This window comes from Haloarcula sp. Atlit-47R, from assembly GCF_003665985.1.
In the GTDB taxonomy this organism is placed as follows: Archaea; Halobacteriota; Halobacteria; order Halobacteriales; family Haloarculaceae; genus Haloarcula; species Haloarcula taiwanensis.
In genome coordinates, this window is sequence record NZ_QPLQ01000005.1 from 1 (window position 1) to 24,824 (window position 24,824).

At 62.0% G+C, this 24,824-nt stretch carries 37 protein-coding genes, 2 tRNA genes and 1 pseudogene; 19 read left to right on the forward strand and 21 right to left on the reverse strand.

The genetic code is table 11. The features are described from left to right. The 6 genes and pseudogenes from DVK00_RS16955 to DVK00_RS16980 form a co-directional block, all read left to right on the forward strand. Positions 1–2,141, forward strand: a pseudogene (locus DVK00_RS16955) (hypothetical protein); the annotation flags it as partial. Next, on the forward strand, positions 2,141–2,443 hold the full coding sequence (locus DVK00_RS16960; protein WP_121537810.1) for a hypothetical protein: 303 nt from the start codon (positions 2,141–2,143) through the stop codon (positions 2,441–2,443). The pseudogene DVK00_RS16955 and the gene DVK00_RS16960, both read left to right, overlap by 1 nt. Continuing rightward, positions 2,443–2,748 carry a hypothetical protein gene (locus DVK00_RS16965; protein WP_121537808.1) on the forward strand — a complete coding sequence of 102 codons (306 nt, stop codon included), beginning with the start codon at positions 2,443–2,445 and terminating at the stop codon, positions 2,746–2,748. Before DVK00_RS16960 ends, DVK00_RS16965 begins: the two co-directional genes overlap by 1 nt. After that, positions 2,748–3,071, forward strand: a complete 324-nt coding sequence (locus DVK00_RS16970) for a transcriptional regulator (protein WP_121537806.1) — start codon at positions 2,748–2,750, stop codon at positions 3,069–3,071. Before DVK00_RS16965 ends, DVK00_RS16970 begins: the two co-directional genes overlap by 1 nt. A 2-nt stretch (positions 3,072–3,073) precedes the next feature. After that, positions 3,074–3,274 (forward strand): hypothetical protein, encoded by a 201-nt coding sequence (locus tag DVK00_RS16975; RefSeq protein ID WP_233560827.1) that lies wholly within the window; start codon positions 3,074–3,076, stop codon positions 3,272–3,274. Between the two features lie 6 nt (positions 3,275–3,280). Then, positions 3,281–3,814, forward strand: coding sequence for a hypothetical protein (locus tag DVK00_RS16980; protein WP_121537802.1), 534 nt, complete (start codon positions 3,281–3,283; stop codon positions 3,812–3,814). Here DVK00_RS16980 and DVK00_RS21830 read toward each other — a convergent pair. From DVK00_RS21830 to DVK00_RS17030, 14 genes are all read right to left on the reverse strand, one after another. Further along, positions 3,811–3,948, reverse strand: a complete 138-nt coding sequence (locus DVK00_RS21830; protein WP_199722362.1) for a hypothetical protein — start codon at positions 3,946–3,948, stop codon at positions 3,811–3,813. The two genes, DVK00_RS16980 and DVK00_RS21830, sit on opposite strands and share 4 nt — an antisense overlap. Before the next feature lie 38 nt (positions 3,949–3,986). Then, positions 3,987–4,211: a hypothetical protein gene (locus tag DVK00_RS16985; protein ID WP_121537800.1), complete on the reverse strand. Its 225-nt coding sequence runs from the start codon at positions 4,209–4,211 to the stop codon at positions 3,987–3,989. A gap of 335 nt (positions 4,212–4,546) precedes the next feature. Then, positions 4,547–6,181 (reverse strand): helix-turn-helix domain-containing protein, encoded by a 1,635-nt coding sequence (locus DVK00_RS16990; protein ID WP_121537798.1) that lies wholly within the window; start codon positions 6,179–6,181, stop codon positions 4,547–4,549. Then, positions 6,178–6,708: a hypothetical protein gene (locus DVK00_RS16995; RefSeq protein WP_121537796.1), complete on the reverse strand. Its 531-nt coding sequence runs from the start codon at positions 6,706–6,708 to the stop codon at positions 6,178–6,180. Before DVK00_RS16995 ends, DVK00_RS16990 begins: the two co-directional genes overlap by 4 nt. Beyond that, on the reverse strand, positions 6,708–7,226 hold the full coding sequence (locus DVK00_RS17000; protein WP_121537794.1) for a hypothetical protein: 519 nt from the start codon (positions 7,224–7,226) through the stop codon (positions 6,708–6,710). The genes DVK00_RS16995 and DVK00_RS17000 overlap by 1 nt, the downstream gene beginning before the upstream one ends. Then, a complete protein-coding gene (locus DVK00_RS22315; protein WP_255410232.1) occupies positions 7,226–7,348 on the reverse strand; it encodes a hypothetical protein in 123 nt (40 codons plus the stop codon). Before DVK00_RS22315 ends, DVK00_RS17000 begins: the two co-directional genes overlap by 1 nt. Further along, positions 7,341–7,541, reverse strand: a complete 201-nt coding sequence (locus DVK00_RS17005) for a hypothetical protein (protein WP_121537792.1) — start codon at positions 7,539–7,541, stop codon at positions 7,341–7,343. The genes DVK00_RS22315 and DVK00_RS17005 overlap by 8 nt, the downstream gene beginning before the upstream one ends. Next, positions 7,538–8,452, reverse strand: coding sequence for a DUF6884 domain-containing protein (locus tag DVK00_RS17010; protein WP_121537790.1), 915 nt, complete (start codon positions 8,450–8,452; stop codon positions 7,538–7,540). Before DVK00_RS17010 ends, DVK00_RS17005 begins: the two co-directional genes overlap by 4 nt. Continuing rightward, positions 8,453–8,788 carry a hypothetical protein gene (locus DVK00_RS17015; RefSeq protein WP_121537788.1) on the reverse strand — a complete coding sequence of 112 codons (336 nt, stop codon included), beginning with the start codon at positions 8,786–8,788 and terminating at the stop codon, positions 8,453–8,455. Beyond that, on the reverse strand, positions 8,785–9,225 hold the full coding sequence (locus tag DVK00_RS17020; RefSeq protein ID WP_121537786.1) for an HNH endonuclease: 441 nt from the start codon (positions 9,223–9,225) through the stop codon (positions 8,785–8,787). Before DVK00_RS17020 ends, DVK00_RS17015 begins: the two co-directional genes overlap by 4 nt. Then, positions 9,225–9,347: a hypothetical protein gene (locus DVK00_RS22320; RefSeq protein ID WP_255410231.1), complete on the reverse strand. Its 123-nt coding sequence runs from the start codon at positions 9,345–9,347 to the stop codon at positions 9,225–9,227. The genes DVK00_RS17020 and DVK00_RS22320 overlap by 1 nt, the downstream gene beginning before the upstream one ends. 77 nt (positions 9,348–9,424) lie before the next feature. After that, a tRNA-Trp gene (locus DVK00_RS21425) sits at positions 9,425–9,605 on the reverse strand. A gap of 54 nt (positions 9,606–9,659) precedes the next feature. Further along, positions 9,660–9,887, reverse strand: a complete 228-nt coding sequence (locus DVK00_RS17025) for a DUF5795 family protein (RefSeq protein ID WP_101349970.1) — start codon at positions 9,885–9,887, stop codon at positions 9,660–9,662. A gap of 41 nt (positions 9,888–9,928) precedes the next feature. Then, the gene (locus DVK00_RS17030) at positions 9,929–10,816 is read right to left on the reverse strand and encodes a DUF5794 domain-containing protein (RefSeq protein ID WP_101349969.1); all 888 of its coding nucleotides are present in this window, start codon (positions 10,814–10,816) and stop codon (positions 9,929–9,931) included. A 411-nt stretch (positions 10,817–11,227) separates the two neighbouring features. Here DVK00_RS17030 and guaB point away from each other — a divergent pair, with 411 nt between their 5' ends. Then, positions 11,228–12,712, forward strand: a complete 1,485-nt coding sequence (guaB, locus tag DVK00_RS17035) for an IMP dehydrogenase (protein WP_121578083.1) — start codon at positions 11,228–11,230, stop codon at positions 12,710–12,712. Positions 12,713–12,897: 185 nt separating this feature from the next. Here the strand turns inward: guaB and DVK00_RS17040 are convergent, their stop codons facing one another. After that, positions 12,898–13,122, reverse strand: a complete 225-nt coding sequence (locus tag DVK00_RS17040; RefSeq protein ID WP_101349967.1) for a hypothetical protein — start codon at positions 13,120–13,122, stop codon at positions 12,898–12,900. Positions 13,123–13,209: 87 nt separating this feature from the next. On the opposite strand from DVK00_RS17040, the gene DVK00_RS17045 reads away from it, so the two are divergent. Continuing rightward, positions 13,210–13,650 carry a GNAT family N-acetyltransferase gene (locus tag DVK00_RS17045; protein WP_101349966.1) on the forward strand — a complete coding sequence of 147 codons (441 nt, stop codon included), beginning with the start codon at positions 13,210–13,212 and terminating at the stop codon, positions 13,648–13,650. 124 nt (positions 13,651–13,774) lie between these two features. Here DVK00_RS17045 and DVK00_RS17050 read toward each other — a convergent pair. Beyond that, positions 13,775–13,848: transfer RNA gene (locus DVK00_RS17050), tRNA-Lys, on the reverse strand. 251 nt (positions 13,849–14,099) lie between these two features. On the opposite strand from DVK00_RS17050, the gene DVK00_RS17055 reads away from it, so the two are divergent. Then, positions 14,100–15,566 (forward strand): DHH family phosphoesterase, encoded by a 1,467-nt coding sequence (locus tag DVK00_RS17055; RefSeq protein WP_101349965.1) that lies wholly within the window; start codon positions 14,100–14,102, stop codon positions 15,564–15,566. Here the strand turns inward: DVK00_RS17055 and DVK00_RS17060 are convergent. Continuing rightward, positions 15,563–15,862, reverse strand: coding sequence for a PRC-barrel domain-containing protein (locus DVK00_RS17060; protein WP_101351430.1), 300 nt, complete (start codon positions 15,860–15,862; stop codon positions 15,563–15,565). The two genes, DVK00_RS17055 and DVK00_RS17060, sit on opposite strands and share 4 nt — an antisense overlap. Before the next feature lie 204 nt (positions 15,863–16,066). Here DVK00_RS17060 and DVK00_RS17065 point away from each other — a divergent pair, with 204 nt between their 5' ends. Next, on the forward strand, positions 16,067–16,522 hold the full coding sequence (locus DVK00_RS17065) for a redoxin domain-containing protein (protein WP_101349964.1): 456 nt from the start codon (positions 16,067–16,069) through the stop codon (positions 16,520–16,522). Here DVK00_RS17065 and DVK00_RS17070 read toward each other — a convergent pair whose 3' ends face one another. Both DVK00_RS17070 and DVK00_RS17075 read right to left on the reverse strand, forming a co-directional pair. Further along, positions 16,523–17,062, reverse strand: a complete 540-nt coding sequence (locus tag DVK00_RS17070; RefSeq protein WP_101349963.1) for a GNAT family N-acetyltransferase — start codon at positions 17,060–17,062, stop codon at positions 16,523–16,525. 55 nt (positions 17,063–17,117) lie between these two features. Beyond that, positions 17,118–17,636, reverse strand: coding sequence for a GNAT family N-acetyltransferase (locus DVK00_RS17075; RefSeq protein ID WP_101351429.1), 519 nt, complete (start codon positions 17,634–17,636; stop codon positions 17,118–17,120). 117 nt (positions 17,637–17,753) lie between these two features. Between DVK00_RS17075 and nth the strand changes: the two genes are divergently transcribed. Beyond that, positions 17,754–18,437 (forward strand): endonuclease III, encoded by a 684-nt coding sequence (gene nth, locus DVK00_RS17080; protein WP_121512371.1) that lies wholly within the window; start codon positions 17,754–17,756, stop codon positions 18,435–18,437. 16 nt (positions 18,438–18,453) lie between these two features. On the opposite strand, the gene DVK00_RS17085 is transcribed toward nth, so the two are convergent. Next, entirely contained in the window at positions 18,454–18,960 is a 507-nt protein-coding gene (locus tag DVK00_RS17085) for a universal stress protein (RefSeq protein ID WP_121578084.1), read from the reverse strand. 90 nt (positions 18,961–19,050) lie between these two features. Beyond that, positions 19,051–19,533 carry a hypothetical protein gene (locus tag DVK00_RS17090; protein WP_101349960.1) on the reverse strand — a complete coding sequence of 161 codons (483 nt, stop codon included), beginning with the start codon at positions 19,531–19,533 and terminating at the stop codon, positions 19,051–19,053. 87 nt (positions 19,534–19,620) lie between these two features. Between DVK00_RS17090 and DVK00_RS17095 the strand changes: the two genes are divergently transcribed. From DVK00_RS17095 to DVK00_RS17130, 8 genes are all read left to right on the forward strand, one after another. Then, a complete protein-coding gene (locus DVK00_RS17095; RefSeq protein WP_121578085.1) occupies positions 19,621–20,544 on the forward strand; it encodes a hypothetical protein in 924 nt (307 codons plus the stop codon). Positions 20,545–20,608: 64 nt separating this feature from the next. After that, the gene (locus DVK00_RS17100; protein ID WP_101349958.1) at positions 20,609–21,265 is read left to right on the forward strand and encodes a halocyanin domain-containing protein; all 657 of its coding nucleotides are present in this window, start codon (positions 20,609–20,611) and stop codon (positions 21,263–21,265) included. After that, positions 21,265–21,684, forward strand: coding sequence for a hypothetical protein (locus DVK00_RS17105; RefSeq protein WP_101349957.1), 420 nt, complete (start codon positions 21,265–21,267; stop codon positions 21,682–21,684). The genes DVK00_RS17100 and DVK00_RS17105 overlap by 1 nt, the downstream gene beginning before the upstream one ends. 1 nt (position 21,685) lies before the next feature. Next, positions 21,686–22,552: a cytochrome B gene (locus DVK00_RS17110; RefSeq protein WP_101349956.1), complete on the forward strand. Its 867-nt coding sequence runs from the start codon at positions 21,686–21,688 to the stop codon at positions 22,550–22,552. Positions 22,553–22,555: 3 nt separating this feature from the next. Then, on the forward strand, positions 22,556–23,359 hold the full coding sequence (locus DVK00_RS17115; protein ID WP_058996093.1) for a cytochrome bc complex cytochrome b subunit: 804 nt from the start codon (positions 22,556–22,558) through the stop codon (positions 23,357–23,359). Positions 23,360–23,363: 4 nt separating this feature from the next. After that, positions 23,364–24,128, forward strand: a complete 765-nt coding sequence (locus tag DVK00_RS17120) for a cytochrome bc complex cytochrome b subunit (protein ID WP_053968070.1) — start codon at positions 23,364–23,366, stop codon at positions 24,126–24,128. A gap of 111 nt (positions 24,129–24,239) precedes the next feature. Then, positions 24,240–24,539, forward strand: coding sequence for a hypothetical protein (locus tag DVK00_RS17125; protein ID WP_101349955.1), 300 nt, complete (start codon positions 24,240–24,242; stop codon positions 24,537–24,539). Positions 24,540–24,549: 10 nt separating this feature from the next. After that, entirely contained in the window at positions 24,550–24,819 is a 270-nt protein-coding gene (locus DVK00_RS17130; protein WP_004517812.1) for a hypothetical protein, read from the forward strand. Positions 24,820–24,824: the final 5 nt, after the last annotated feature.

Consider the following 24,824-nt stretch of genomic DNA (forward strand, 5'->3'; position numbering starts at 1 on the left):
ACGTCCCAACCGGCTCACACACTGCAACCATCTCACTTGACGGTGGTAAAGTCGATACAGACCTCTCGTTCACCGAGCGCACGGCGACAAAGAACCCGTCGATAGATATCAACGACGACGGGACGGCCGATGCCTCCTATGACGGCGTTCTGATGGCTGGCGAGACGGTCACGCGGTCACTGCCAGATATCCAGTCCGGGTCACAAACGGCACAGGTGGCGACCGGCCACAAGGTCGGCGTCGAAGCCGGCTCGACGATCACCACGACGACCGAGGACCCAACGCTGGATATCGACGGCGACGGGATGGCCGAAGCGGAATACCTGGGGAAGCTCAATGAGGGCGAATCCCAGACCGTCCAGATTGACCAGTTCGACTCGTCGGTCAGCAATGCCACAGTCGGCACGCAATCGGGCGCTGTCGACGTTGATATCGGCTACACGGAACGCACGGTCACCGAGGACGCTGGTGTCATTATCAACGGCCAGCCGGTGCGGATGTCCGGCACACTCAGCCAAGACGACACGACGACGCTCACGGCGAATAAGAGCTGGCTGCAGTCCGGCCAGAACAACGTCACCGTCGTCGCTGGCGACGGCGACACCGGCACTGATGCCCCAGCGCCGACCGTCGACGTTGACTACCAGCACGAGCTGACGACCCGGCGGGCGGTCACCTTCCAAGACGAGGCATTCAGCGAGCGCTACAACATCTCGCGAACGTACCTCTCCAGCCGCGAGAGTGCCACGCTGACGATACCGCACGCACAGAACATCATCTCCCTGCGGTCGCTCGAAGTGCGGGTCGGCCAGTCCGGGAGCTGGACCCAGATACCGGCGTCGGCCCGCACTATGCAGGGCACGGAACTGCAGATCGACATTGCCGAACTGACCGGCGGCACCGTCCCGAAAGGAACGACCGTCGAAGTGCGCTCGGTCGGCTCGAAGGTCGACGTTCATAACGGCGCGGTGACTGTCCTCGATGCCACGCCCGTCGGGACCGATCTCAATTCGCGGGTCCGACTGGACAGCTGGGCCAGCGATTCCTACATCAGCGTCGGGAACACGTCACAGCCCCAGCAGCTTCACTACGGCGTCAACGAGAGTTACTCGGCAGAGGGCGACTACGCCGAACTCTCGACACGCCACGCCCAGCAGGTTCACTTCCCGGAAGCCACTGCAGGCAGCGAGGTCGGTGTCCGAACCGCACCCGTCCAACTCTCGCCGGTCAATGGCACTATCCGGGCGAGCGTGCCAGAACAACAGACGAACGCCACCAGCCCGGCGTTTACCGTCGCTCCAGGACAGCGCTCGGGTGAGTCGTTCACCGTCGAGTATCTGGGCGCGACCGAAGGCTCGTGGTACGGCGTCTATGAGGTTGACACGACCAAGCGATTCGACCGCGTGCAAGGCCGTGAGCCGATGACGGTGCCAAAAGACAACATCGATTCGGTGATTCGAGTCAAGACAGCGCCCGCACCGACGGCCAACCCGGACGGGGCGTCGACAATCTTCGGCGCGGCCGACCAGGGCAACCTCGTCGGGCTGGTCGCACTGTTCGGCTCGATTGCGATGCTGTTCGTGATCGGCCGGCGGCCCGAGCGCTCCCGTAACGTGGTTGACTCGCTTGCGTCCGGCGCTGGGTCGGCGGCCGGACAGCTGCCCCGCGTCGGCGGGCTCGTCGAGGACGGTGTCGCCAGCGGCATCGAAGCGCTCGGCGATGCGATTGTCACGCTGGGAGAGAACACCATATTAACGAGCGCCGTCGGCGCGGCGGCACTGGTGGCAGCCATTCAGTCGGGCTACATCGATATCGGGCCGGAACTGGGCGCGATGCTGGCCGTCGCCGGTCTCGCTATCGGATCGCTCGTATTCCTGCAGCGGATCGGCGAGTTCACGACGGCGCGATGGGTCGTTATTGTCGGTGTCCTCGGCGTTTTGGCGCTGCAATGGCTTGGTGAGGGCGACCTGCTGACGGCACTGGTGAACTCCGATGCGTTCGTGATCGTGCTGGTCATCGCCGGCTACGCCGTGGTTCAGCTCGTGCGGGAGTACCGCGCGAACAACTCGCCGGACGACGACCAACCGCAGGTGAACATCATCGCTCGTCGCAGTGGCGGCAACGGAGGGAGTGACGACTGATGTTCGCCGACGCCTCGGCCGTGCAAGTGCTGGACGCCAACGAGCGAAGCGATTACCGAACCGGCGAAGACCTCGAACGACTGGCCGGCGAGGATACGGTGGTGGTCTTGAACGACGACGCCCCGAGTCGGCTGGACCAGTGGCTACCGTGGCGAGACACGCGGCCGATGGCTGAGTGGGCACCAGTCGTCGTGATGCGTTCCGACCGTGCGCCCGATCCCGGCGAGCGGGTCGACTGGGAGCTGTGTCAGACACCAGTCGAGGGCGTGTTCGTCCGGGAGTTCCGTGGGGGTAACGACTGATGTTCGACTGGTTCGGTGCGCTGGTTGCACAGTTCGGGAAAGAGGTCGCGCTGGTCACTGCTGTCGTGTACGGCGGCTACAAGTTCCGGCGTATCAAGAGTATCATCGGCGGGCTGGTGGCGGCCGTCGGCACAGTCGCGACGTTCGGCGCGCTCACCGTCGGGGCGCTCGTGCTGGGGATGGCGACGGGCTGGATTAGCGTCGACGTGGGCCAGATGATCGGTGATATCGTCTCTGGGGCTGGCACCGCGTGGGACGTGGCTGGGAAAGGGGCCGTCGACTGGCTCACAACGGAGGTGCTGTAATGGCGGACCTCGATGGCGTCGAGGACGACCCGGACTGGGCGGCCTTCGAGAACCTCTCGCCGGTCGCACAGACCTGTCTGTTGCTGGTCGAAGCCCACGACGGCGATGGGTGGCGCGGACTCATCACGCAGAAAGCACAGGAGGGACTCGACACCAGCGAGCGTCATGTGCGGCGCACGCTTGCAGACTTGGAGTCGGCGGGGCTGGTCGAAGCGTCTGGACCGAACAAGCGACGAGAAACGTACTCGGTGACCGAGGACGGCCACGAGGTGCTGGCCGGGATGCGGGACAGTCTTGACCGGGCGCTGGGGGGAGACTCGTGATTGTGCCCGAGGGCTCGTGGGTCGAAGAGGCGCGCGGCCACCCACGGAAGCTCGGTGCGCTGGTCGTCGGGCTGGGGCTCGTGGGGATCGGCGGCCCGATGCTGTGGTGGCTGGGGCTCGCGCTGTCGAGTCTTGCTGTCGGGCAGTTAGTAGCCTACTGGGGCGACGAAACTAACCCGGCCGTCGACCGGAGGGCAATCTGAAATAGTATGATACAAGCATTCACAACACTGTTTTCGACTGTTGCACAGCAGACTGCTGAACTGACCGGTTTTGAGTCAGGACTGGCGACTATAGCAGCTATCACCGCGGTAGGGTTAGTCGGCTTGCTGGTGTTGATCCAGACCTTCACCAGTCGAAATATCTGGAACTATCTTTCGCGGGTTAATGGAATCGGTGTCGTCGCCATCGGCACGTCGCTATCGGTGCTGTACGCGGTCGACACACAGAACACCGAGTTGCTACGGGTGTATGGGACACCGATTGCCGGCCTCCTGATCCTCGTAATCGGTATCATGTCCGAGCGAGTGTCAGGGCCTGCGGGGCTGTTAGAGTGGCTGACACTGGATGATGCACTGCGGTCAATCATCGTTGCAGCCTCTGGTACAACGCTGATCGGCGTATTCACCCCTGAATCCGTGGCGGTGTCTGATTACCTAGCCGGGTTTCCGGCAGCAGGTCTGCTGATTCTTGGAGTGATTGTAATAGTCCCGGCAAAGAAACTGAAAGAACCAGACGATTAGCGCTCGATTAATTCACCAGTCTTGATCAGTGCTAGCGGGTCGTACCCGTCCCGATAGACCGTATAGAGATAGTACGCAAATGTGAGGAAGACAAGCCCCGACACGATAACAAACCCCTGCATTCCGGAGTTCATATCTGATATTACGAACATTCTGAAAATATATGTTTGGGTCACTCAGCGGCTTCGGGATGGTCGACGAGTGAACTGTAGACGGCAGGTTCTCTGCCTTTCCCGCCCTGTTTGGATAACACGCCCGACTCGTGCATCGTTTCGAGGCAGTCCCTCGCTGTGCGCTCGCTGACGCCGATTGCGTGGGCGAATGCTTCAGGCCGAATCTCGTCGGTTTTCTTGAGTGCGGTGTTCCATATCTTATCTCGGCTTGTCCACTTGGTCATACAGAAGATATCTTCAACACGGGATTGTAAAGCTTTGCTATAATCTGGCGATTGGGGGTTTGTAGATAGCTAAGACAAGCGATAGAATATATCTTCTACACAACCGATGGCGGAGCGGTGCGGTGTGTATTTTTGCGCCCCGCAGGGGCGTGGCCTTAGCCACACCCGCTAAGGGGGTTTGCCCGCCGGGCGGGAACGCGGCCAGCGCCGAACTGCTGACGGACGCAACACCAGACCAGAAGCGACTCGATGCGAGACCGTGGCCCGTGGTCAAACGCGGGACCACTTATAAAGGAACGGGCCGCAGAACAGTGATGCCTCTCAGCTGTCGGGCGTTACCGGAGGGTCCGAACCGGGCGCTCAGACCGCGAACCGTCGATGCTGACATCGACAGTTGCGTCCAGCAGTGTCTCTGGGTCGCGACCGTCCTTCCGCCATGCACGCATCATTTCGGTGATGACCTTACCGACGAGCGGCTTATCCGTTGACCGCAGCTCGGACAGCACCGTGTCGATGCGGACGACGGGTCGCTGTCCGTCGTGATCGGGGGCATCGAACTCAGCTCCGTACTTAGCGAGCCAGCGGTCGAACGCGCTCGACACCGACTGTCGCACATCCATATCGACGATGCGCGCCGCCCGGTCGGCAGCAGAGTCTATCGCGTGCTCGACGGACTCAACGAGCCCACGAACCTCCTGCCGGAGCTTCTCGGAGACGAATCGAACGTGACCATTGTCACTGGTGACGACTCCCTCTAACCGCTGCAGCATTCGATAGACAGTCGAGAGAGATGTGTCCGTGGCGTCGGCAAGGTCCTCCGCGGGCATCCCACCGTCGGTGGCAAGCGTCTCAGTCAGGTTCTTATCTGACGGCGTCATGTCGCGCAGGACAGACATCAGGATATGTTCTTGCTGTGCCTCCAGGCGTGGCAGCGGGTCCTCGTGGATCGGAACCGGAGAGTCTGCGGGGGCTGCCTCGAAGTGATCGTCGGCGACGAACGTGGTTCCGCCAGCCTCGGTCGGCACGTCTGCCCACGACAGCAGCGACAGCAGACGTTCATCGAGTTCCTGAACCACGTCGTGGCGGTCGGCCCACGAGACCGAGCCCGTCGACGTGCGCCCCGAGCCGAACTTCACACCAAGCTTCGGGTGGTATAGCGGATCGTCGGGTGTGAAGTTCTCTGGATTCTCTGGCAGGTAGCTCTTGATTTGCCCGCCAAGACGGTGGTTCGGAACCAGTTCGCGGGCGCTGACAGACCCGTGCTTGAGTCTGTGGAGATGGCCGCGCTCTTCCTCGTTGTCCCACTTCAACTCGCCGACAGTGCCATCCGCATCGGACAGCAGCATCGTCAGCCGGTCGAAAACACCGCCGGTCCCGATGAGTTTCTCGTTCATTGAGCGGGTGAGTCGAATGTACCGCTCAACAGCGTTGACGTGACCGTCAAAGGGCGCGTCGAAGTATCCGTGGTAAAGACCAATGCCAGCGTCGTTGGCCAGCTCGAATATCGCCCGCGCCAACAGGCTCGGGAGTTCGTCGAGGTCGATGTTCGATGGCTGGGCGTGCACACTCACTCCGGAGTCAGCAGAACTGTGGTGGAACGGGAACGTCAGCGCTTCGCCGTCCGGTTTCCGCATCTCCGGGAAGCGGGGCGAGACGTTGAAATTGCACTTACGTTCACCTTCACCGTCGACGTGGATGTCGAACTCGTACAGCGTGTCTCTGTCGACGGGATCAGTCAGCCGTGGCGCGATGCCCGAACCCGAGTAGTTCAGTCGGAGGTCGCACACTTCGCCGTCGATGACGACCTCGGAGACCTCGGTGTAGCCGTCGCACTCGTTGATAAGCAAGTCGGCGAGTGCCCAGTATGGGTCGAGACCGTCGTAATCGTCGGCTTTGCTGTTCCCGTCGGTGACCGGGCCATAGTACAGCCACGCATCGGCCTCGTGGATGTGTGGCTCGACGTGCGTCACTGCGGTTCACCCCCGTCGGTCGCGAACGCTCCAAGCGTCGACGCTTCCGTTTCCGGACTCGTCTCGCTCGTATCGACGCCGTCAGCCTGGTAGCTCTCGACGAGCCGCTGGGCGGCAGCTTCGTCACGCTCCCGGAGATCCTCGGGCGTGACCTCCGACTCCCCGTCGCAACAGTCACAAGGGCGACGTGGGCCACACGGCAGCCGGTCTGGTCTCTCGCCGTGGAGTTCAAGCCACTTCTCGCGCTGTTCCAGACGCTGCATGATCTTCGCCCGCGGTTTTTCGAGCGGGTTTCGCGCTTTCTCGGCAACACGGTCACTCGCGAGTTTTCGCTCAGTACCTCGCCAAGCACGAATCCGCTCGATACTGTCGATGCCGTCGATGAGCGAGAAGACCAGTTTGCGGCGATCCGGGTGCGACAGCAGGTCCTGATCCAGCCAGCGGGCAGGGTCCTCGCCGATATCCTCGACAAGCCTGGGACAGCGCAGCCGCTCGCGGCGGTCTCCTGCCTGGTTCTCCGACGGCATTACGCACCGTCACCTCCGAGTACCCTTGCTAACACGTGAGGCCAGCCGAGCTTCGCGAGTGTTCCCTCGCGACGGTCAGTATCGCGCCATCGACCGCGGAGATGCTCATCGAGTAGTGTCGCAGGGATAATCGCGATAGCGAGGAGTCGTCGCTCGTCGTCGGGCGTCGTCTCGTAGACTGTCAGGGCGTATATAGCGGCGCTGTCCAATAGCGTAGCATGCTGGCCTGCATCGCGACCTTTCAGGACCCACCGTCCTCGAACGTCACCGGAACCGTTGCTCGTCCAACGCTTCGCGGCCTTGATTTCGACAAGCGTTCCAGCTTCAACGAGCGGTGTACCGGCGAAGACGACAGGGACACGGGCATCCAGTGAGGAGGGTTCCAGCAGCCCAGCGGTAACGGCGTCGTGATGCGCATCGTCATTATCAGCTGCATCAAGGACACCGAGGGCGTTGACGACCAGTGTCTCGATGTCCGTCCCGATCGCCTTCGGCTGGGCGAACGCGTCGGTGCTCATCAGGCGACCCTCCAGAACCGCGAGAAGTGCTCGCGACGAGTCCAGGGCTTGACGCTCACGCCGCCGCTGCTGTATGCCCAGACGGTTGCGCCCAGCAGGTGCTCGCGGGTGATGCTACGCACCGTCATCACCTCCTGTGAGGTCCGCGTCAGCACGGAACAGTCGCGACGAATCCTTCCCCGTTGAGCAGCGCGGGCAGAGTTCGTCGGTGACGGGCTCGCCCTCGTCGTCGGGCTGGTTGGGACGGAGGTAGCGGTAGCGCTTGTCCGTCGGCGTCTCCTCACCACACCCGTCGCAGTCGAACGTGGCGCTCACCGCGACCCCTCCTGGTCGGTGGCCGTGCGTAGTGATCCCCCACCGTCGGTAGCAACGTAGTGCTGGATGTCCGCCTGCCCGGGTGGATGGTAGCTGTCGATTTCCTCGCGGAGCCAGCTCTGTTGATCGCCGATCCCTTCAATATCATCCCCACGGAACGGAAATGCAACGTGTCGGTGACGATCAAGTTCGTCCTCGATGTGCTGGTGGCCGACGTAGTCCTCTCCAGCGAGCACGACGTAGCGAGTGTACGGTATCTTCATCGAGGTCCAGACAGAGAGCGATTGAGCGGTCTCGACAGCCCACACGCCGGCCTCGTAGTCGCCGATATAGCTGTCTGACCGAGGGTTCAGCGAGGCGTCGTAGCTCTCGATTTCCGTCTCGGGATCGAGGAGACCGTGCTTCGCCGAAAGGATTTTCCACTCATCACAGCATTCCTCGGCGTACTCACGCTTCAGCGAAAAGTACGGTGAGGTGTAGAGGTCCTTTGCTGGGACAGTCTCGCCCTCGTCGAGATCCTGCTTTGCAGAGCCACACGCGACGAACGCGACTCGCGGCGTATCGACGCACTCGTGGCAGTACTGGCCGTCCTCGCGAGCGAACGCGCTGTCGATACCTCCACCCGGTGGAAGCCGGCTATCACAGTCGAGACAGCGGTCAGTACCATCCATAGGCTGCCCACCGTCGGTCATCGGCTCGCCGCCGTCGGGGCGGGCACGGCTCTTTCGGTTCGCTTTCGCGCGAACGCGGTTGGCCTGTCGGGGCTGAGATTCACAGAACCACCGCCAAATGTACGTCCAGCGCCGTTCGCAGGGTCCGCACATCTCGCGGGCCTCACCATCGGGCCACCGCATTCGACAGGTCCGACCGACGGCGCCGCAGGAGTCACACTCGTCGTCGTGGGTGACCATCTACGCATCACCTCCCTGCTTGTCCCACTCGAACTCGTGATCAAGCGAGGTAGAGGGATCGGCGAGCTGGGCGGCAAGGGTCTCTTCGGGATAGTCGTGGTCGCCGAACTCACTCGTATCGGCGTCGTCGCCGGTATCGATGCTCCGGTGAAGCTTCGACCCGTTTTTCGGGGTGACCAGAAACGTCTCGATATCCTTCTCGTCGACGGTTCTCTCGCCGTCGGGGAAGCACTGACTACAGAAGTCGAAGTCGGCGACGCGCGTCGAGTCTACGGCGGCCCGCTGCCAGCGCCCGTTCGCCAGGCACGGCGTTTCCAGCGTGGGTTCGGGCGTCACGCGGACTCACCTCGATTTCGCTTTTCGTTCTCAGCCCGCTCTAAGCCGTGTATTTGACTGTGCTCTGCATGGGACACCGGCTCCAAATTCTCGGGTCTGTTGTCCCATGGGATTGAGTTCTTGTGGTGGACATCCTTACCAACAACCTGGTCGAATCCATACTCAGCAACAGCTACAAGACGATGGACACGAACTGACTCTCGCTCACCACGGTAGCGATGCAGCCACCGCTCGTAGCTCGTTGTGTGAGTTCTGAACGGAACCGCGTCGTGCCTGATAGAATGTGCCTGATGCTGGTCGCGAGATTCGATCCCGTGTTTTTTGAGCCATCGGCAGACGGTCCGGGCGCTACATCCGAGCCGCTCACCGATTTCTTCCATCGAAAGCTTCTGGTCGATGTAGAGGGACTGAAGAACCCTCTTTTCGCGCCAGCGCATTAGGGACGACACCTCCGGCCGTCGTCGGTGGCTGGACAGCGCTGGTCGTCGTCCTCGATAACCTCGCCGCAGAATTCGCAGATGAGGGGAAGCCCCTCAGTGGAGCGGCGGTCGAGGCTCATGCGGACCACCTCGTGCTAACCGCTCTGGAGTGGTGAAGCGAAAGCGGCGAAATAAACCGCTTTACTTTTATACGGAGTGGGGTCGGAGGGATTTGAACCCCCGATCGGCTGATATCTCCGTCCTGCGCCTCGGAACTCCAGAGGGTCATCGTCGCGAACCGGTGATCAGCCGGCCGCTCAGTATATCAGCCCTCGAAGTGTCGTCCCAGGCGCGTGGCCTCTGGAGTCAGCCGCCTTCCCGGACTAGGCCACGACCCCGCACTCCGGCGTAAGCCGACTCGCATTAAAGGGATTTCGATTGGCAGACGGCGATCAGTCGCGGTCGGTGTCGGCCCAGTCGCACTCCTGGCACTTGTATCCAGTAACAAATTCCAGTGCAGAGGGCATGTAACCTACAGAGATGACGTTTTCACCACATTCCGGACAGTCGGAATCGGCGTCTTCGATCGGTTCTGCGTCCATGACGTCCTCGCCTTCGATGAGTTCGGCTAGGCTCTCAGGGGTCTGCATCCGTCCCTGGACCACGCGATTGTCGCTCATACCGGACAGCCGGGCCTGATGGGCCTAAAAGTTCTCCCTCGTCATAGCCACGGGGCGCGTTCTTGCTCGGGTTCGTACTCGACCGCAGCTCCTTCGTCGGTCTGTTCGTCGGCGGCGACGCCCTGTGACGCGCCGCCGTCGGCGAAGGCAGCGGTGAGGTCCACGGCGTCAGGTCGGTATTCCGTGTGGCGCGTGCGGGCGTTTTCCGGGTCGAACGACAGCAGCGCCGTGACGGCGAGCACAGCCAGTGCCACTGGCGCGTCGGTCGGCATCACGCCGAGAACAGAAAGGGCGAGGACGCCGAGCGCGACAGCGCTACCGAAGCGGAACCGGTCGATGTCGACAGCGTTGCGGAGCCACGGACTCGCCAGCGCGACAGCCAAGGCGAAGCCGATACCGACGCCGGTGGTAGCGGCGGCGCGGAGCAAGACGCCGGGTTCGATGGCGGTGACCAGCTTTGCGCCCGCGGGGTCGAGGCTGGCTAGCAGGCCGAGCATGACGATAACGGCCGGCCGCGGGAGGTACTCGCCGATGCGGGCGCTTGCGGTCTGTGCGGCGATTGCGAGGATGACGAGGCCGGCGAAGCGTTCGAGGGTCGCCAGTTTGACGATCCCGGCGATCGTCGGCGCAAGGGCTGCTTCAACGAGCGCAATCGGCATCAACACAGCGCCGATGATGAGGACCGAGCGCGCCTGCTGTCGGGGGCCGCCTTCGAGTTCGGCTAACACGACGGCAACAGTGGCCGATCCGCCGAAGACGAGCAAGCCCACTTCAAGGACGCCCATCCAGGTCGAAAGTGCCCCTGCAAGGACGAGTACCGGGAAAATGCCGTCGACGAGGGGGAGACCCATGACAGTCGCCAGTAGCCGACCACCGCGGCCGACCTGCTGCTCGATGTCGAGAGCAATCGGGTGTCTGGAGATACTCATGTCGTGTTACGGTCGAGCGTAACCCAACTCTCGTCGGGAAGTTCTCACTCGGTCCTGACGAACACGACAGGCTTGCCAGAACTTGTTACCGAACCACGTGAACGTTGTGTTGCCCGACGCTGTGGACGTCATCTGACGGGCAGTACCGTTCCGTGCGGGTTCGGTGAGTCGCATGTTTTTAATTATCCTTCATTCGCACATAATCGTTGCGTGAGAACTGCGCACATGCGCCACCGTTTTTCCGGAATACCCCGTCGTTTGTGGACGGATGTCTCACCTTCAACAGCAGGGTGTGACAAATGAGTGGTCAGGAGCGGATTTCTGGAATGCTGCCGAGGACAGGTGTGGCATCGAACCCCACGTAGCGCCGAGTCTCGCAACGCTTTTGCCGGGCCGTCGTGGACGATTTACATGGCGAACGATTCCGAGCCTTTCTCAGAGAAGCTCCGAGTACCGGAGGCGCTGACGTTCGACGACGTACTCCTCAGACCCAAGGAGTCTCGCGTCGAACCAGACGAGGCAGACACGACGACGCGGGTCTCGAAGTCGGTCGAACTGACCGTCCCTGTCCTCTCCGCGGCGATGGACACCGTCACCGAGAGTGACATGGCGATCGCGATGGCGCGGCAGGGCGGTATCGGTGTCCTCCACCGCAACATGAACGCCGACCAGATGGCGACCGAAATCGAGCGGGTCAAACGCGCCGACGAACTCATTATCCGCGACGTCGTGACAGCCAGCCCGAACCAGACCGTGCGCGAGGTCGACGAGATGATGGAACGGGAGGGCGTTTCTGGCGCGCCGGTCGTCGACGACGACAGCGGCGAAGTGCTTGGCATAATCTCCGGGACTGACATCCGCCCGTACCTCGAAGTCGGGGAGGACGACGCCGTCACGGACGCGATGACCGACGAAGTCGTCACCGCCCCCGAAGACGTGACGCCCCGCGAAGCGCTGGAGCTGATGTACGACCACAAGATCGAGCGCGTCCCCATCGTCGACGGCGAGAACCGACTCGTCGGGCTGGTCACGATGCAGGGCATCCTCCAGCGTCGCGAGTACGACCAGGCCGCCCGCGATCACGACGGCTCGCTCCGCTGTGGCGCGGCTGTCGGCCCCTTCGAGATGGACCGCGCGCAGGTCGCGGACGAGGCTGGCGCCGATATCCTGTTCATCGACTGTGCGCACGCCCACAACGCGAACGTCATCGAGAGCGCCCGCGAGATTAAGGCCGAAGTCGACGCCGACGTGGTCGTCGGCAATATCGGGACCCGGGAGGCCGCCGAGGCCGTCGTCGACTTCGCCGACGGCATCAAGGTGGGAATCGGTCCCGGTTCTATCTGTACGACTCGCGTGGTCACGGGTTCGGGAATGCCTCAGATCACTGCCGTCGCGCAGGTCGCCGACGTGGCGAGCCAGCACGACGTGCCGGTCATCGCCGACGGCGGCATCCGCTACTCCGGGGACGCCATCAAGGCCATCGCCGCCGGCGCGGACGCGGTCATGCTCGGCTCGTACTTCGCCGGCACCGACGAGGCCCCGGGCCGCGTCATCACGATGAACGGCAAGAAGTACAAGCAGTACCGCGGGATGGGCAGCGTCGGCGCGATGAACGAAGGCGGCGGCGACCGCTATCTCAAGGACGACGAGGAGGGCGAAGAGTTCGTCCCCGAGGGTGTCGAGGCCGCGACGCCGTACAAGGGCTCGCTGGCCTCCGAACTCCACCAGCTCGTCGGCGGGATGCAGTCCGGGATGGGCTATGTCGGGGCCGAGACGATTCCCGAGTTCAAGCAACGTGCCGAGTTCGTGCGGGTCTCTGCCGCGGGACAGCAGGAGAGTCACCCACACGACGTGATGATTACGGACGAAGCACCCAACTACAGCCCCGACAGCTAAGGAAAAGCCCGCAGTCGACTACGACGCGGTTTCGCAGACCGGACTACACGCTTCTTTCTGTGCCGCATTCGCGTCGGGGTACGCTTTGAACGACTCACCACAACTCGAACACTCGAACGTATCGAAGTCGGACATAGCGACCCGCTGTACTCGCGCCGCGGAAAAAATTATTTCGGGATTGGCGGTCAGTCGTAGTAGTCTTCGTCCAGCGGCAGCTCCGTCCCGGACGACGTGACTTTGTCGACGGTCGTCTCCAGACGGAGTGTCTCGCTGCACTCGGGGCAGATGACCGCCACGTCGACCTGTAGAGCGTCATCGGCGTCGTAGATTCCCAGGACCTCCGCGTCAGAGGCGTACAGATACTCCGCCGACAGTTCGTGCTCGTGGTCACGAGCGTAGTCGTACGTCATGCATGCCCGCTACACCCGGGTCTGTGTTGATGGTTTCGGCGGTTCTCAGTAACAGCACATACAGGGGACCCGCTCGAACCTCCGGCCATGAGTGACTTAGAAGTCGAGGTCGGCACCTGGGAGACATTCGCAGATGCAGCAACTGCCGTTCGAAAGGCGGTGTTCGTCGAGGAACAGGGTGTTTCTGAGGCGGAAGAACTCGACGGGAACGACTCGGACGCCGTTCAGTTTCTGGCCTGTGACGGCGAGTATCCAGTCGGCACTGCCCGGCTCCGGTTTCCTGAACCCACGGTCGGCAAGGTCGAGCGGGTCGCGGTCCGCGAGCCCTATCGGGACGATGGCGTCGGGACAGCACTGATGCGAGCCGTCGAAGACGCCGCGCGTGACGACGGCGCAACAGTGCTCAAGCTTCACGCACAGACTCGTGTCGAGCCGTTTTATGCACAACTCGGCTACGAGACAGTTAGTGACGAATTCGAGGAAGCAGGCATTCCACACGTCAAGATGCGAAAGCGGCTGAATGGCTGACGTGCCCGTCTGACAGGCCGGAAGGGATTTGAACCACCTGCACGTCGCTCATTGACACTCGCTCGTGCCGTCATTCAAATCCCTCCGTGGACGCTTCGCTCGTCGGGTCTATTCCTCGCAGAAGCGGGCCGGAAGGGATTTGAACCCTCGACCGACGGCTTAAGAGGCCGTCGCTCTGCCAGACTGAGCTACCGGCCCAGTGCACTCATTGCTCTGGACGGCCTGGTAAAATAGGTTTTCATTCGGACGCCTCGTGTCGGTCGGTCTCACGCTTCTTGCACACAACACTCGGCTAGCGGCGATTGACTGTGGTAAGAACCGGGGCACTCCTGTGACGGTTCTGAACGACGGTTGACGGCCTCTCAGACCAGCCTGTCTGGTGGACGTTCCCAGTTATTGGGGAAATAGCTGGCATTAAAGAGGCTTGACGCCAAGCGATACAGACACTAATGAGCACAGCCAGCGGCATCACGATGGCCTCTATGTCGACCTACGCCATCCTCGGGTGTGGGAGTGTTGGCCACGCCGTGGCGGAAGAACTCGTCGAGGAGGGGAAAGACGTACTCATCCTCGACGCGGACGAGGGGCGAGTCGAGGCGCTCCGTGATCAGGACCTCAACGCACAGCAAGCCGACATCTGCGAGACTGACGTCGCTCAAACAGTTGCCGACCGCGACGTGGTTCTCATCATGTCCCCGGACGTGAACGCCAACGCCGAAGCAGTCCAAAACATCCGCGAGTCCGGCGGCGAACAGTTCATCGTCGCTCGCGCCGACGACCCGGTGTCGGCCGACGACCTTACTGAACTTGGTGCCGATATAGTCATCAACCCTTCCGCGGTCATCGCGGACTCTGCGCTCCGGGCGCTCGAAACGGGCGAACTTGAGTACAAGGCCTCACAGCTGGGCGATGTCATCGATGGGACCGAAGAGCGTATGGCGATTCTGATTCACCGGTCGCCGGACCCGGACTCCATCGCCTCGGCCGCCGCGTTGCGGGCCATCGCCGCGAGCCGCGATGTCGAGGCTGACATCATCTACGAGGGGGAAATCGGTCACCAGGAGAACCGCGCGTTCGTCAATCTCCTCGGTATCGAACTGACATCGAACGAGGATGTCGACCTCGACGAGTACGATACGTTCGCGCTGGTGGACGTTGCCAAGGGCGGCGAACCGGCTATCGACTCGGTCGACATCGTCGTCGACCACTACGAGCACGAACACGAACTGGAACACGACGCCACCTTCTCCGACATCCGGCCGAACATCTCGGCCACGTCGACGATTCTGACGAAGTATATCCAGGAGCTGGACCTCAATCTCGACCAGAGTGTCGCCACGGCGCTGCTGTACGGAATCCGCGCCGAAACGCTGGATTTCAAGCGGGACACGACGCCGGCGGACCTGACCGCCGCGGCGTACCTGTACCCGTTCGCCGACCACGACACCCTCGAACAGGTCGAGTCGCCGTCGATGAGTCCGGAAACCCTCGACGTGCTCGCCGAAGCGATCCGGAACCGCGAGGTCCAGGGGAGCCACCTCGTTTCCAACGCCGGGTTCATCCGGGACCGCGACGCGCTAGCGCAGGCAGCCCAGCACCTCCTGAATCTGGAAGGCATCACGACCACAGCGGTGTTCGCCATCGCCGACGACACCATCTACCTCGCCGCGCGCTCGAAGGACATCCGGATGAACATCGGGAAGGTGCTGTCGGACGCGTTCGGCGGGATGGGCGAGACTGCGGGCCACTCCACCGACGCCAGCGTCGAGATACCACTGGGCATCTTCACCGGCCTGGATACGAGCGACGACAACAGAGACACCCTGCTAGAACTCACTGAAGAAGCAGTCAAGCGGAAACTGTTCGAAGCGATGGGTGTCGATAGTTCCAGTAGCGAGAGTTCGAACGGCAACTAGGCGGGAACTTCTTCTTCTTCGTCGCCGGCCTCGGGCTGACGGAGCCGTTCGACGATATCGCTGACGATGATGACATCGCCGACGGCCTGGACCCACCGGTACGGAATAATGACGCCGCGTGCCGCGTTCACTTCTTCGTCAAATAGCTCCGTGTTAAGCTGGTGGAGTGCCAGTCCTGTCACTTCCTTGCGGTCGAGTTCCAGCCGGAGGTCTTCGACTTCGCCGACAAACACGCCGTTTTTCGAATACACCTCGCGACCCACGAGGGCTGTAATCTCCTGTGGCAGATTCTCCATTCCCATACGACGGTGGTTGGTCGGACGGGTTATAAAGCTTCTTTGCGACTGAAACATCCGTCATGCGGGGCGTCACTCACACGCAGTCCGTTCGAAACCCGACCGTCGGGCTGCTCCCATCGCGCCGATAGCGCTGCCTCCACACGGGGAGCGGTCGCTTGGTCAGGCCACGGAACTTTTGGCCCGCACTCCCGTTCGCTCAGTATGCTCTCGCCCGGTGACCCTGCCCCCGATTTCGATCTGCAAGGGACCGCTGACAGGGGTGTTGGTGCCTATCGACTGTCGGCTGCGACGAACCGCGCGCCGGCGGTTGTGGCGTTCGTTCCCAGTGACGACCCCGATTCACAGACTCTCCTCACCGAGTTAGCCCAGACAGACTGGGCGAGCGTAGCGGATGCCGTGGCTGTCTTCGGCGTTCTCGCGGCAGATATCGACGACTGTCGGTCGCTCGCGGCATCGCTATCGCTTCCCTATCCGTTACTGGCCGACACCCACGGCGTCGCTGCTCAGTTCGGCGTCCGAATGCAGGACGGACACGGGCAGCGAGCGGTGTTCGTCGTCGACCAGCGATGTCGTGTTCGGGCGGCGACTGTGGTCGGCGACACCGACGGGGTCGCGTCGGCTCTCGACACGGTCCTGCGTGGCCTTGCCGAGCTGTAGCTACGCATCGCGGTTCAGTTCGTCTTCTAACAGACCGTAGAGGTACACGTCTTCGTAGCGGCCGTCGCGGAACCAGTGGTCCCGCATCGTCCCCTCTCGCTGGAACCCGGTCTTTTCGAGCACGCGCTGGGAGCCTTCGTTGCCGGCGAAGACCTTCGCGTACACCCGATGAAACCGCCGCTCCTGAAAGGCGTACTCGGTGATCGTCCGGGCGGCGTCGGTCGCGTAGCCGTTGCCCCACGCGTCGGGCGTGAGCCAGTAGCCGAGTTCGGCCATTCCGATCCGGTCTGTAACGTCGTTCAGCCCGATGATGCCGACCGCCTCGCCGTCGACACAGACGAGCAGATGCACGTCATCAGTCTCGCCGCTGGCGACGGATTCGACCCACTCGCGTTCTGCCTGTTCGGAGATCGGCTCTGTGGCCGAGAGGCCGTGTCTGACATCCGGGTCGTTGACCGTCTCTTGCAGGAACTCGACATCTTCGTCTTCGACCGTTCGGAGCGCTACTGTTTCGCCCCGGAGGAATGTTGGTCCGGGCATACACGAACCGACGAGGGGGTACTGAAAGAAGCTTCGGTAGGTGTGTGAGTGTATTTCAGGCCGTCCACTCGTCAGCGAGCAGGCCATACTCCAGCAAGTCGACGTACTCGCCGTCAACGAAGGCGTGGTCGCGCCGTCGTCCCTCCTGCTGGAACCCCACCTTTTCGAGCACACGCGCGGAAGCCGGGTTGGTGGCGTAGCAGTCCGCACCGAGTTTGTTCAACCGCAGTTCTTGAAACGCATACTGTGCGAGACAGTCGACAGCATCGGTGGCGTAGCCGTTGCCCCAGTGATCCGGACGGATTGAGTACCCGAGTATACCAACCCCCCACTGATGGCGGTCTTCGTGAAGCAGACACGACCCGACCGGCTCATCGTCTACACAGACAACAAAGTGCGTATCGGCATCGCGACTATCGAAATCTTCGGCGGCAGACTCGGAAAGTGGCTCGTAGAACCCGATGTTCTGCCGAACCTGCGGCTCGTTGAATAGGCGCTGGAGCAGGTCGCTGTCGGTTGCTTGCTGTGGATGAAGCGTCACCCGGTCGCCGTGGAGAAACACTGGACCTGGCATGTGTAACTCCACTCGCAACTGATACAAGGGTGTTACCGTAGTCTGTGAGGCGACACCATACAAATACGACCCGGCGGAAAGCGACACGGAAAAGGGGGCCCAGCACTGCCCTGCGGTATGGGAACGCCGCTGGAGTCACGCGAGGAACAGGCAACGGAGGTCGTCGACCGTCTCCACGAGGAATACCCCGATTCAGCTATCTCGCTGAACTACAGCAATCGGCTGGAACTGCTGATTGCCGTCGTCCTCTCGGCACAGTGCACTGACGAACGAGTCAACGAAGTCACAGCGGACCTGTTCGAGAAGTACCAGAGCGCCGAAGACTACGCCGCGGCCTCCGAGGAGCAACTCGCCGAGGACATCTACGGCATCACGTTCCACAACAACAAGGGCGGCTATCTTCAGGGAATCGGAGAACTTCTGACAGACGAACACGGCGGCGAGGTCCCGGACACGATGTCAGCCCTCACTGACCTCCCGGGCGTGGGCCGCAAGACGGCGAATGTCGTCCTCCAGCACGGCCACGACATCGTCGAGGGAATCGTCGTCGACACGCACGTCCAACGCCTGTCACGACGGCTGGGCCTTACGGACCAGGAGCGCCCGGAAACTATCGAGCAGGATCTGCTCAACGTGGTACCCGAAGACGAGTGGCAGCAGTTCACACACTTGCTCATCGACCACGGACGAGCGGTGTGTGGGGCGCGTTCGGCGGACTGCGATGCGTGCGTACTCGCGGATGTCTGTCCCTCTGAAAAGGGCGACAGCGAGGTCGACCTTGCCACCGGCGAGGCGTGGTAGCCGCGTGCCGAACGGCTCAGTTTTCGCCGTCACCGAGACGTGCAGTGAGCACAGGCACGTCGGACGTTCGAACAACCTTTTCAGCGACGCTGCCGAGTAGATACCGCTCGATTCCCGTCCGGCCGTGGGTTCCCATCACGATGAGATCGATGTCGTTCTCGGAGGCGTAGTCGAGGATCGCGCTGTGCGGTGGGCCGCGTTCGACAGCGGTGACGGTATCGACGCCGTCGACCTCGTCCGCCGCAGCCTCGACGATTGCCTGCGCTCGCTCCTGCAGTGACGATTCGATGTTGTGCTCTTCGCCGACCATCCCCGGCTCCGACGCGTCGTGTTCCTCCGCAATCATGCCGGTCGTCGCTTCCTCCGGCCCGGCGGAGGTCATCCCGATGTGTGGCGACGACGTATCGAGCACGGTCATGATGTGTAACGTCGCGTCGTGCGTCTCGGCGAGATTCCGTGCGTGTGCCAGCGCGGCTGCTGCTCCGTCACTCCCGTCTGTCGGAAAGAGAATGTGTTCGTACATTGGAACCACAGCTAGCGATGGACATGCCATGCTAATGAAACATCTAGCCTGTTCGCAGAGGCCGAGAATGAGGCCCGCTGTCAGCGACACTTACGCGACGTACCGGAGAGCGAACCGGACGATGCCGACCAGATACGCCAGCAGCCAGAAGATCACGTAGCCGAACACGCCGATACGGAGCCGTGAGCGCCAGTGGCTGAACGTCTCGTCACCGATTTCGTCCAGTAACAGGTCTTCATCGTACTCGTTGTAGAGGTCATGTTCCCGCTTTGCACGGAAGATGCGGACGATGCCCGTTCCACCGAAGGCAAGCAACGCGTAGGCTTGGAGCCCGAGCATCGCGTGAACAGCGGACAGCCCACCGAGCTGATCCGGCAGGCGCGGGATCATCCAGACCACCATCGGGACGGTGGTCAACACCAGCCCCGTCGTGACGAACTTCAGATGATGCACGAGCACGTCCCAGGTGACTGGCTCTGTCTCGATGATGTAGTACGCGCCGTACAGGAAACAGGGGAGGCTGAGGCTTACCGACAGTAACACGACTGTGGCCACGAGGCCGTCCGACACCATGAGTCGACCTAGGGACAGTGCTCGCTAAAGACTGCCGGATGCAGAAGGTCAGAACTTGTAAGCCGTCGCGGTCCGTACACCCGAGCAATGGCCGACCCGGACTCGACGTCTCCCACGGAGGACGAGCGCGGGAACACCCCTGCGGACGCAGTAACTGCCGAGCCAGAACCCGGCGAGCCCGGGGCCGAGGGCGACGGCGGTGAGACGGTCGAAGACGGCGAGTCGGGTGACGACAGTGAGCCGGACGAAGAGCTCGACACGGAGGCGCTCCGAAAGCAGGTCGAAGAAAAGTACGACTTCGACAACTTCGGCCCGGCGGATATGGCCGAGATGACCGCCGAGGAGTGGGACGTTGCCTTCGACGAAGACTCCTGGATCACCGGCGACGAACTCCTCGACCGGGTCGCTCGGGACCTGCGAAACCGCGTCGCAAACCGCGACGTGTTCGCCCGTATCGAACGCCACCGGGACCCACCGCGAGTGCTTGCGTACTCTGATGAGGGCTACGCGGTCGTCTATCCCGATGGAAGTCTCGAAGGCGAGGGGACCGTCATGCGTGACGTAAAGCCCACAGTCGCCCTGTGTTCCATGGATTCCTACGACGTACCTGAGAACGTCCCCGACCGGCCCCTTCCCCAGCCGGACGAGGTCCCCGAGGGTGGCGGCGAACTCGGGAACTGGATGCTGCAGGCGATTGCTGGGGCACAGTTTTTGGCCGGGATTGCACTCCTGGGGGGCGCAGTACTCGCGACCGCTGGCGTCATCGGCAACAGAGGAACCAGTATCGCGCTGTTGGTCGTGGCTGGCGTCGCTTTCATCGGCGTTTCGCTCGTTCTCTTTTTCACCGTCGCAAACGCACGACTCTCCGATACCTTCCGCTCCGAGGAGTACAGAGACAGACTGCGTGCCATCGGGCTTGAGGACGGCGAACGACCGGAGTTCGTCCCGGAGCTTGACCCGCAGAATTCGGGGTCTGAAGCGGGGGCTGACGAAACTGACGAAGCCGGGTAATGACGGTTCCTGCGGGTGGTATTCGGTGGGTTTATACAAACTCAGTCCTGATTCTACAGTGTATATGAACAGACGGGAGTTCGTCCGGACAGCAGGGGGGGCCGCCGGTGCTGCGGCGACCCTCAGCGCCACCGGCGCTGCCGCCGCACAGGAGGAAGGCGGTGACGGTGCGAAAACCGTCCCGGACTACGGCGGTTTCCTGGATTCGGTCGGGAACTTCGACGGGTCGACCGTCGATGCGACCGGGCAGGACACAGTAACTGTCGAGGTCGGCGTGCAGGCCAACGGCGGCGCGTACGGGTTCGGTCCGCCAGCTGTCCACGTGGACAACGGCGCAACCGTCCAGTTCGAATGGACGGGCAACGGCGGCGGCCACAACGTCGTCTCGGACGGCGACGGACCACTGGACTCCGGAAGTACGACGTCCAGCGCCGGCGTCAACTACGAGCATACCTTCGAAGAGGACGGCATTTACCCGTACCTCTGTGTCCCCCACGAGGGACTCAACATGAAGGGTGCGATCGTCGTCGGCGAAGAGTACCCGACACAGACAATCGGTGGCGGTGGTCCGGTCGAAGTCGACCCGCACTACGCCGGCGTCCCGATCCAGCCCCACTTCGTCGGATTTGGCGCTGGACTCGCAGTTATCATCCCGCTGATATTCACCTTCTTCCAGTTGAAGTACGGCGAATCGCCCCACACTAGTGGAGGGAACAACTAATGGCATCCGAAGGTTCCACCTACGGCGACATTCACCGCTACGAGCCGCCGCGTGAGAGCACAGCGGCGGCCGTTGGTATCGTCCTCCTGACGATCATTCAGGTCGCCCTTGTCGGGCTGTTCACGTACGGCATGATTGCCGGATGGGCGTCCGGTATCGGGACAACGCTGACCGTCCGCCTCATTGAGGCCAATATGTTCATGGGCGGCGTGTTGACAGCGATATTCATCGATCTGGCGTTCATCATGTTGCTGTACCGCAAGGAGTTCCTCCCAGACGTGATGATCGTCAAGAAGCGCCGTCGCAAGTGGGAAGACCTCTATATCCGTCAGGAAGACGTCGACGGCACGACGATGGCGGACGGCGACAAGCTTGCAGAGACATTCAAACGCGCAGTGTACCCATACTACAAGAAATAATATGCCACTTGATGAAGACAAATATCCGGCTGAAACAGGCCGTCGTCGCTTCGTAAAGGGCGTCGTCGGGAGTGCAGCACTCTCCAGCGTCGGTGTCGGTGGCGCCGCAGCCGTCGACGCGACGACAGACGCCGCCGGCGAAGGTGGCGGGACGACCCCGTTCGTCGCCGTCGAGAACACCGCCGGACCGGCCCCGCGAGGGATGCCGATCATCCCTATCGAGATCAACGGTGGCGAGATCAGTGGCCTCTGGCCGGAGTACGACGAGAAAGCCGGCGCAGCCGTCGCACCGGACTTCGGCGGGAGCGGCATCGACTACTCCTCGCAGTGGTTCCAGTACTGTGGTATCCAGAGCACCGCAGCCATCTATCCGCAATCCGACCGGAACAGTACGTTCCTCAACGACACCGGGACCTTCTCTTGGCAAGGGGAGTACGAATCCGGCAAACCACTCACGGTCGACATGTTCGACGACTACAAAGAATGGGGCAACGGCATCGGTGACCCCGGTGTCGGAAAGCCTGCGAGCGTCGTCTGGCGGACCAACAGCGACGGAAAGAACGGCGCTCCGGTGCAGATAATCAGGTCCGTCGAAGTCGAAAAGATGGCAAACGGTGAGGGCGAGTACGCGGAGCTTCCCAGCAGCGTCCAGTCGTTCGTCTCCGAGGCGACTGACCAGGGCTTCATCGCCTGGCTGAACAAATGCACGCACTTCTGTTGCGTGCCAGGGTTCAAAACGCAGAGCGGGAGCGCTAACTTTGCCGCAGCCAACGATATCTACTGTCAGTGCCACCAGTCCGTGTACGACCCGTTCAGTCCCGTGCAATCGACGTTCGTGGCGCTGCCACGCCCACCACAGACGGAGTAATCAATGAGTCTCGAACGCAAAGACGAACACGATCACAAAGGCTGGATGGAATCGCGCGAGCTGACGCCGATCGAATCGGTGTACCTGACCGTGCTTATCTGGCTCGACCGACGGCTGCGCGTCGTTGACTATCTTGAGATCCTCGAAGATCTCTACTACAAGGTCAACATGCAGATGCCGAAGAGCCACACGGAGCAGTACAACCTCGACAACAAGTTCTGGTACTGGTACCCGCTGTACGCACTCGGGTCGTTCTCGACAGTTGCGTACATCGTTGCCGCGATATCCGGCGCGCTACTTGGCTTCTACTACGCCCCGGCCGCCGCGGCTGCCGACGGGTCACCGACGGTCGCGTACGACTCGGTGATGCTCATCATGGGCCAGCTCAACCTCGGCTACTTCCTGCGCTCGGTCCACCGCTGGGCCGCCCAGATTATGGTCGCTGCCGTGTTCCTCCACATGCTTCGTGTGTACTTCACCGGGGCATACAAGGAACCGCGCGAACTGAACTGGCTCATCGGCATCGTCCTCATCTCGCTGACGCTGGTGTTCGGATACACCGGCTACCTGCTGCCGTGGAGCCAGCTCTCGTTCTGGGCCGGCCAGATCGGCGTCGAGATGTCCCTTTCCATCCCGCTCATCGGTGAGTGGGTCGCACAGCTGATGTTCGGCGGGTTCACGCTTTCGCAGGCCACGCTACAGCGGATGTACATCCTGCACGTGTTCTTCCTGCCGTTCATCACGACTGCCATCATCGCGGTCCACATCGGCATCGTCTGGATGCAGGGGATCGCTGAACCACACTAATACTATGAGCGACAACGACACAGACGACGTTCGCACGGACGGTTCCGGCACCGGTATCGTTTCGCCGGACGACGAGACTCCCGCATGGTCCGAGCGAAAGGAACGGACACAGGGGCTCTCCCGGCTGACGTACGAGTACTTCGAACGGGCACGCCGCGAGGACCAGGACCTCCGCCAGCAGTCGGACTACGTCGAGCGTGACGTGCTCGCGTTCCCGGCCTGGCCCCACGAGATGATGCGCAACATCGCGCTGACGTCCTTCTTCGTGGGCATGATCCTGTTCGTCTCGGCGACGCTGCCCCCGGAGATGCCAAACCCTGCTAACTCCAGTGTGACGCCGGCGATTATCCTGCCGGACTGGTATCTCTACTGGTCCTTTGGCCTGCTCAAGCTCGGTCCGCTGAACCCCGACCTGAGCATCCTCGGCGGCTCGAAGCTCATGGCCGACCGAACCTACGGTGTGTTGGCAAACGTCGTGGTCGTCGGCTTCGTCGCCATCGTCCCCTTCCTGAACAAGGGGTCCGCGCGCCGTCCCGTCGAGCAGCCCTTCTGGGCCGCGGTCGGGATGTCCGGCGTCATCTTCAGCCTGACCATCGCCGCACTGTCCATCAAGAACCTCGTTCCGATGGACTCGCACCTGCTGTTTGACCTGACGTTCCTCGTCCCCATCGTCAGCGCGACGATCACCTACGCGGTGCTCAAGACGATGCGCGAGGGCTACATGTTCGACCTCAACCGTCGGTACTACCGGCTGCGACCGCCGAAGTAACCGACTCGGCCAGTTTCTCCGTCGTTTCTTTGCATCCGCAGCTCAGTTCCACCGCAAGCGTAGTGACTTCGTCTCGCCGCAGTAAAGTGGCTCCCGTCCGTAGTAGTAGCGATGACAGAGGACCAGCCAGCGGGGACTGAAGACGGTTCGGACCGGCGGGATGTCGTGGTCCCGCTGCGCGTGTACAAGGCTGTGACGGTGTTCTCGACGCTGTTTGCGGTGATAAGCGTCGTCGCCGGATTCATCCTCGTCGACGTGGCGACACAGCGGGCCTCAGCGCCGGCCTCGGAGATTGACGTGCCGGTCGGCATCGCCGGAATCGCGTGCATTCTCGCTGGCACAGTCGTGTACGCGTTCTCGACGCGGTTCCGTACCGAGGAAATGGGAAAGTCTAAAGACGACGCTACCTAACGTTCGGATAATGGCTGACGAGTTCATGAAGGGGTTCGCGTGCCTCATGGTCGGCGGACTGGGTTGGATGACCATCAAGGGATGGTACAACACGCCGAGTTTCGAAGGGGCACAGCTCACTGGCGAACTTACTATCGAGGAACCGACCACGTTCGACCAGATCGCCCTGTTCATGGGCGACGCGTTCTTCTGGTTCGCAGTGCTGGGCGCACTGACCTTCTGGGTCGTGCTCCCGCTGATCAGCGAATTCCAGGCGTACCTCAACGAGCGGTCGGCATAACAGGA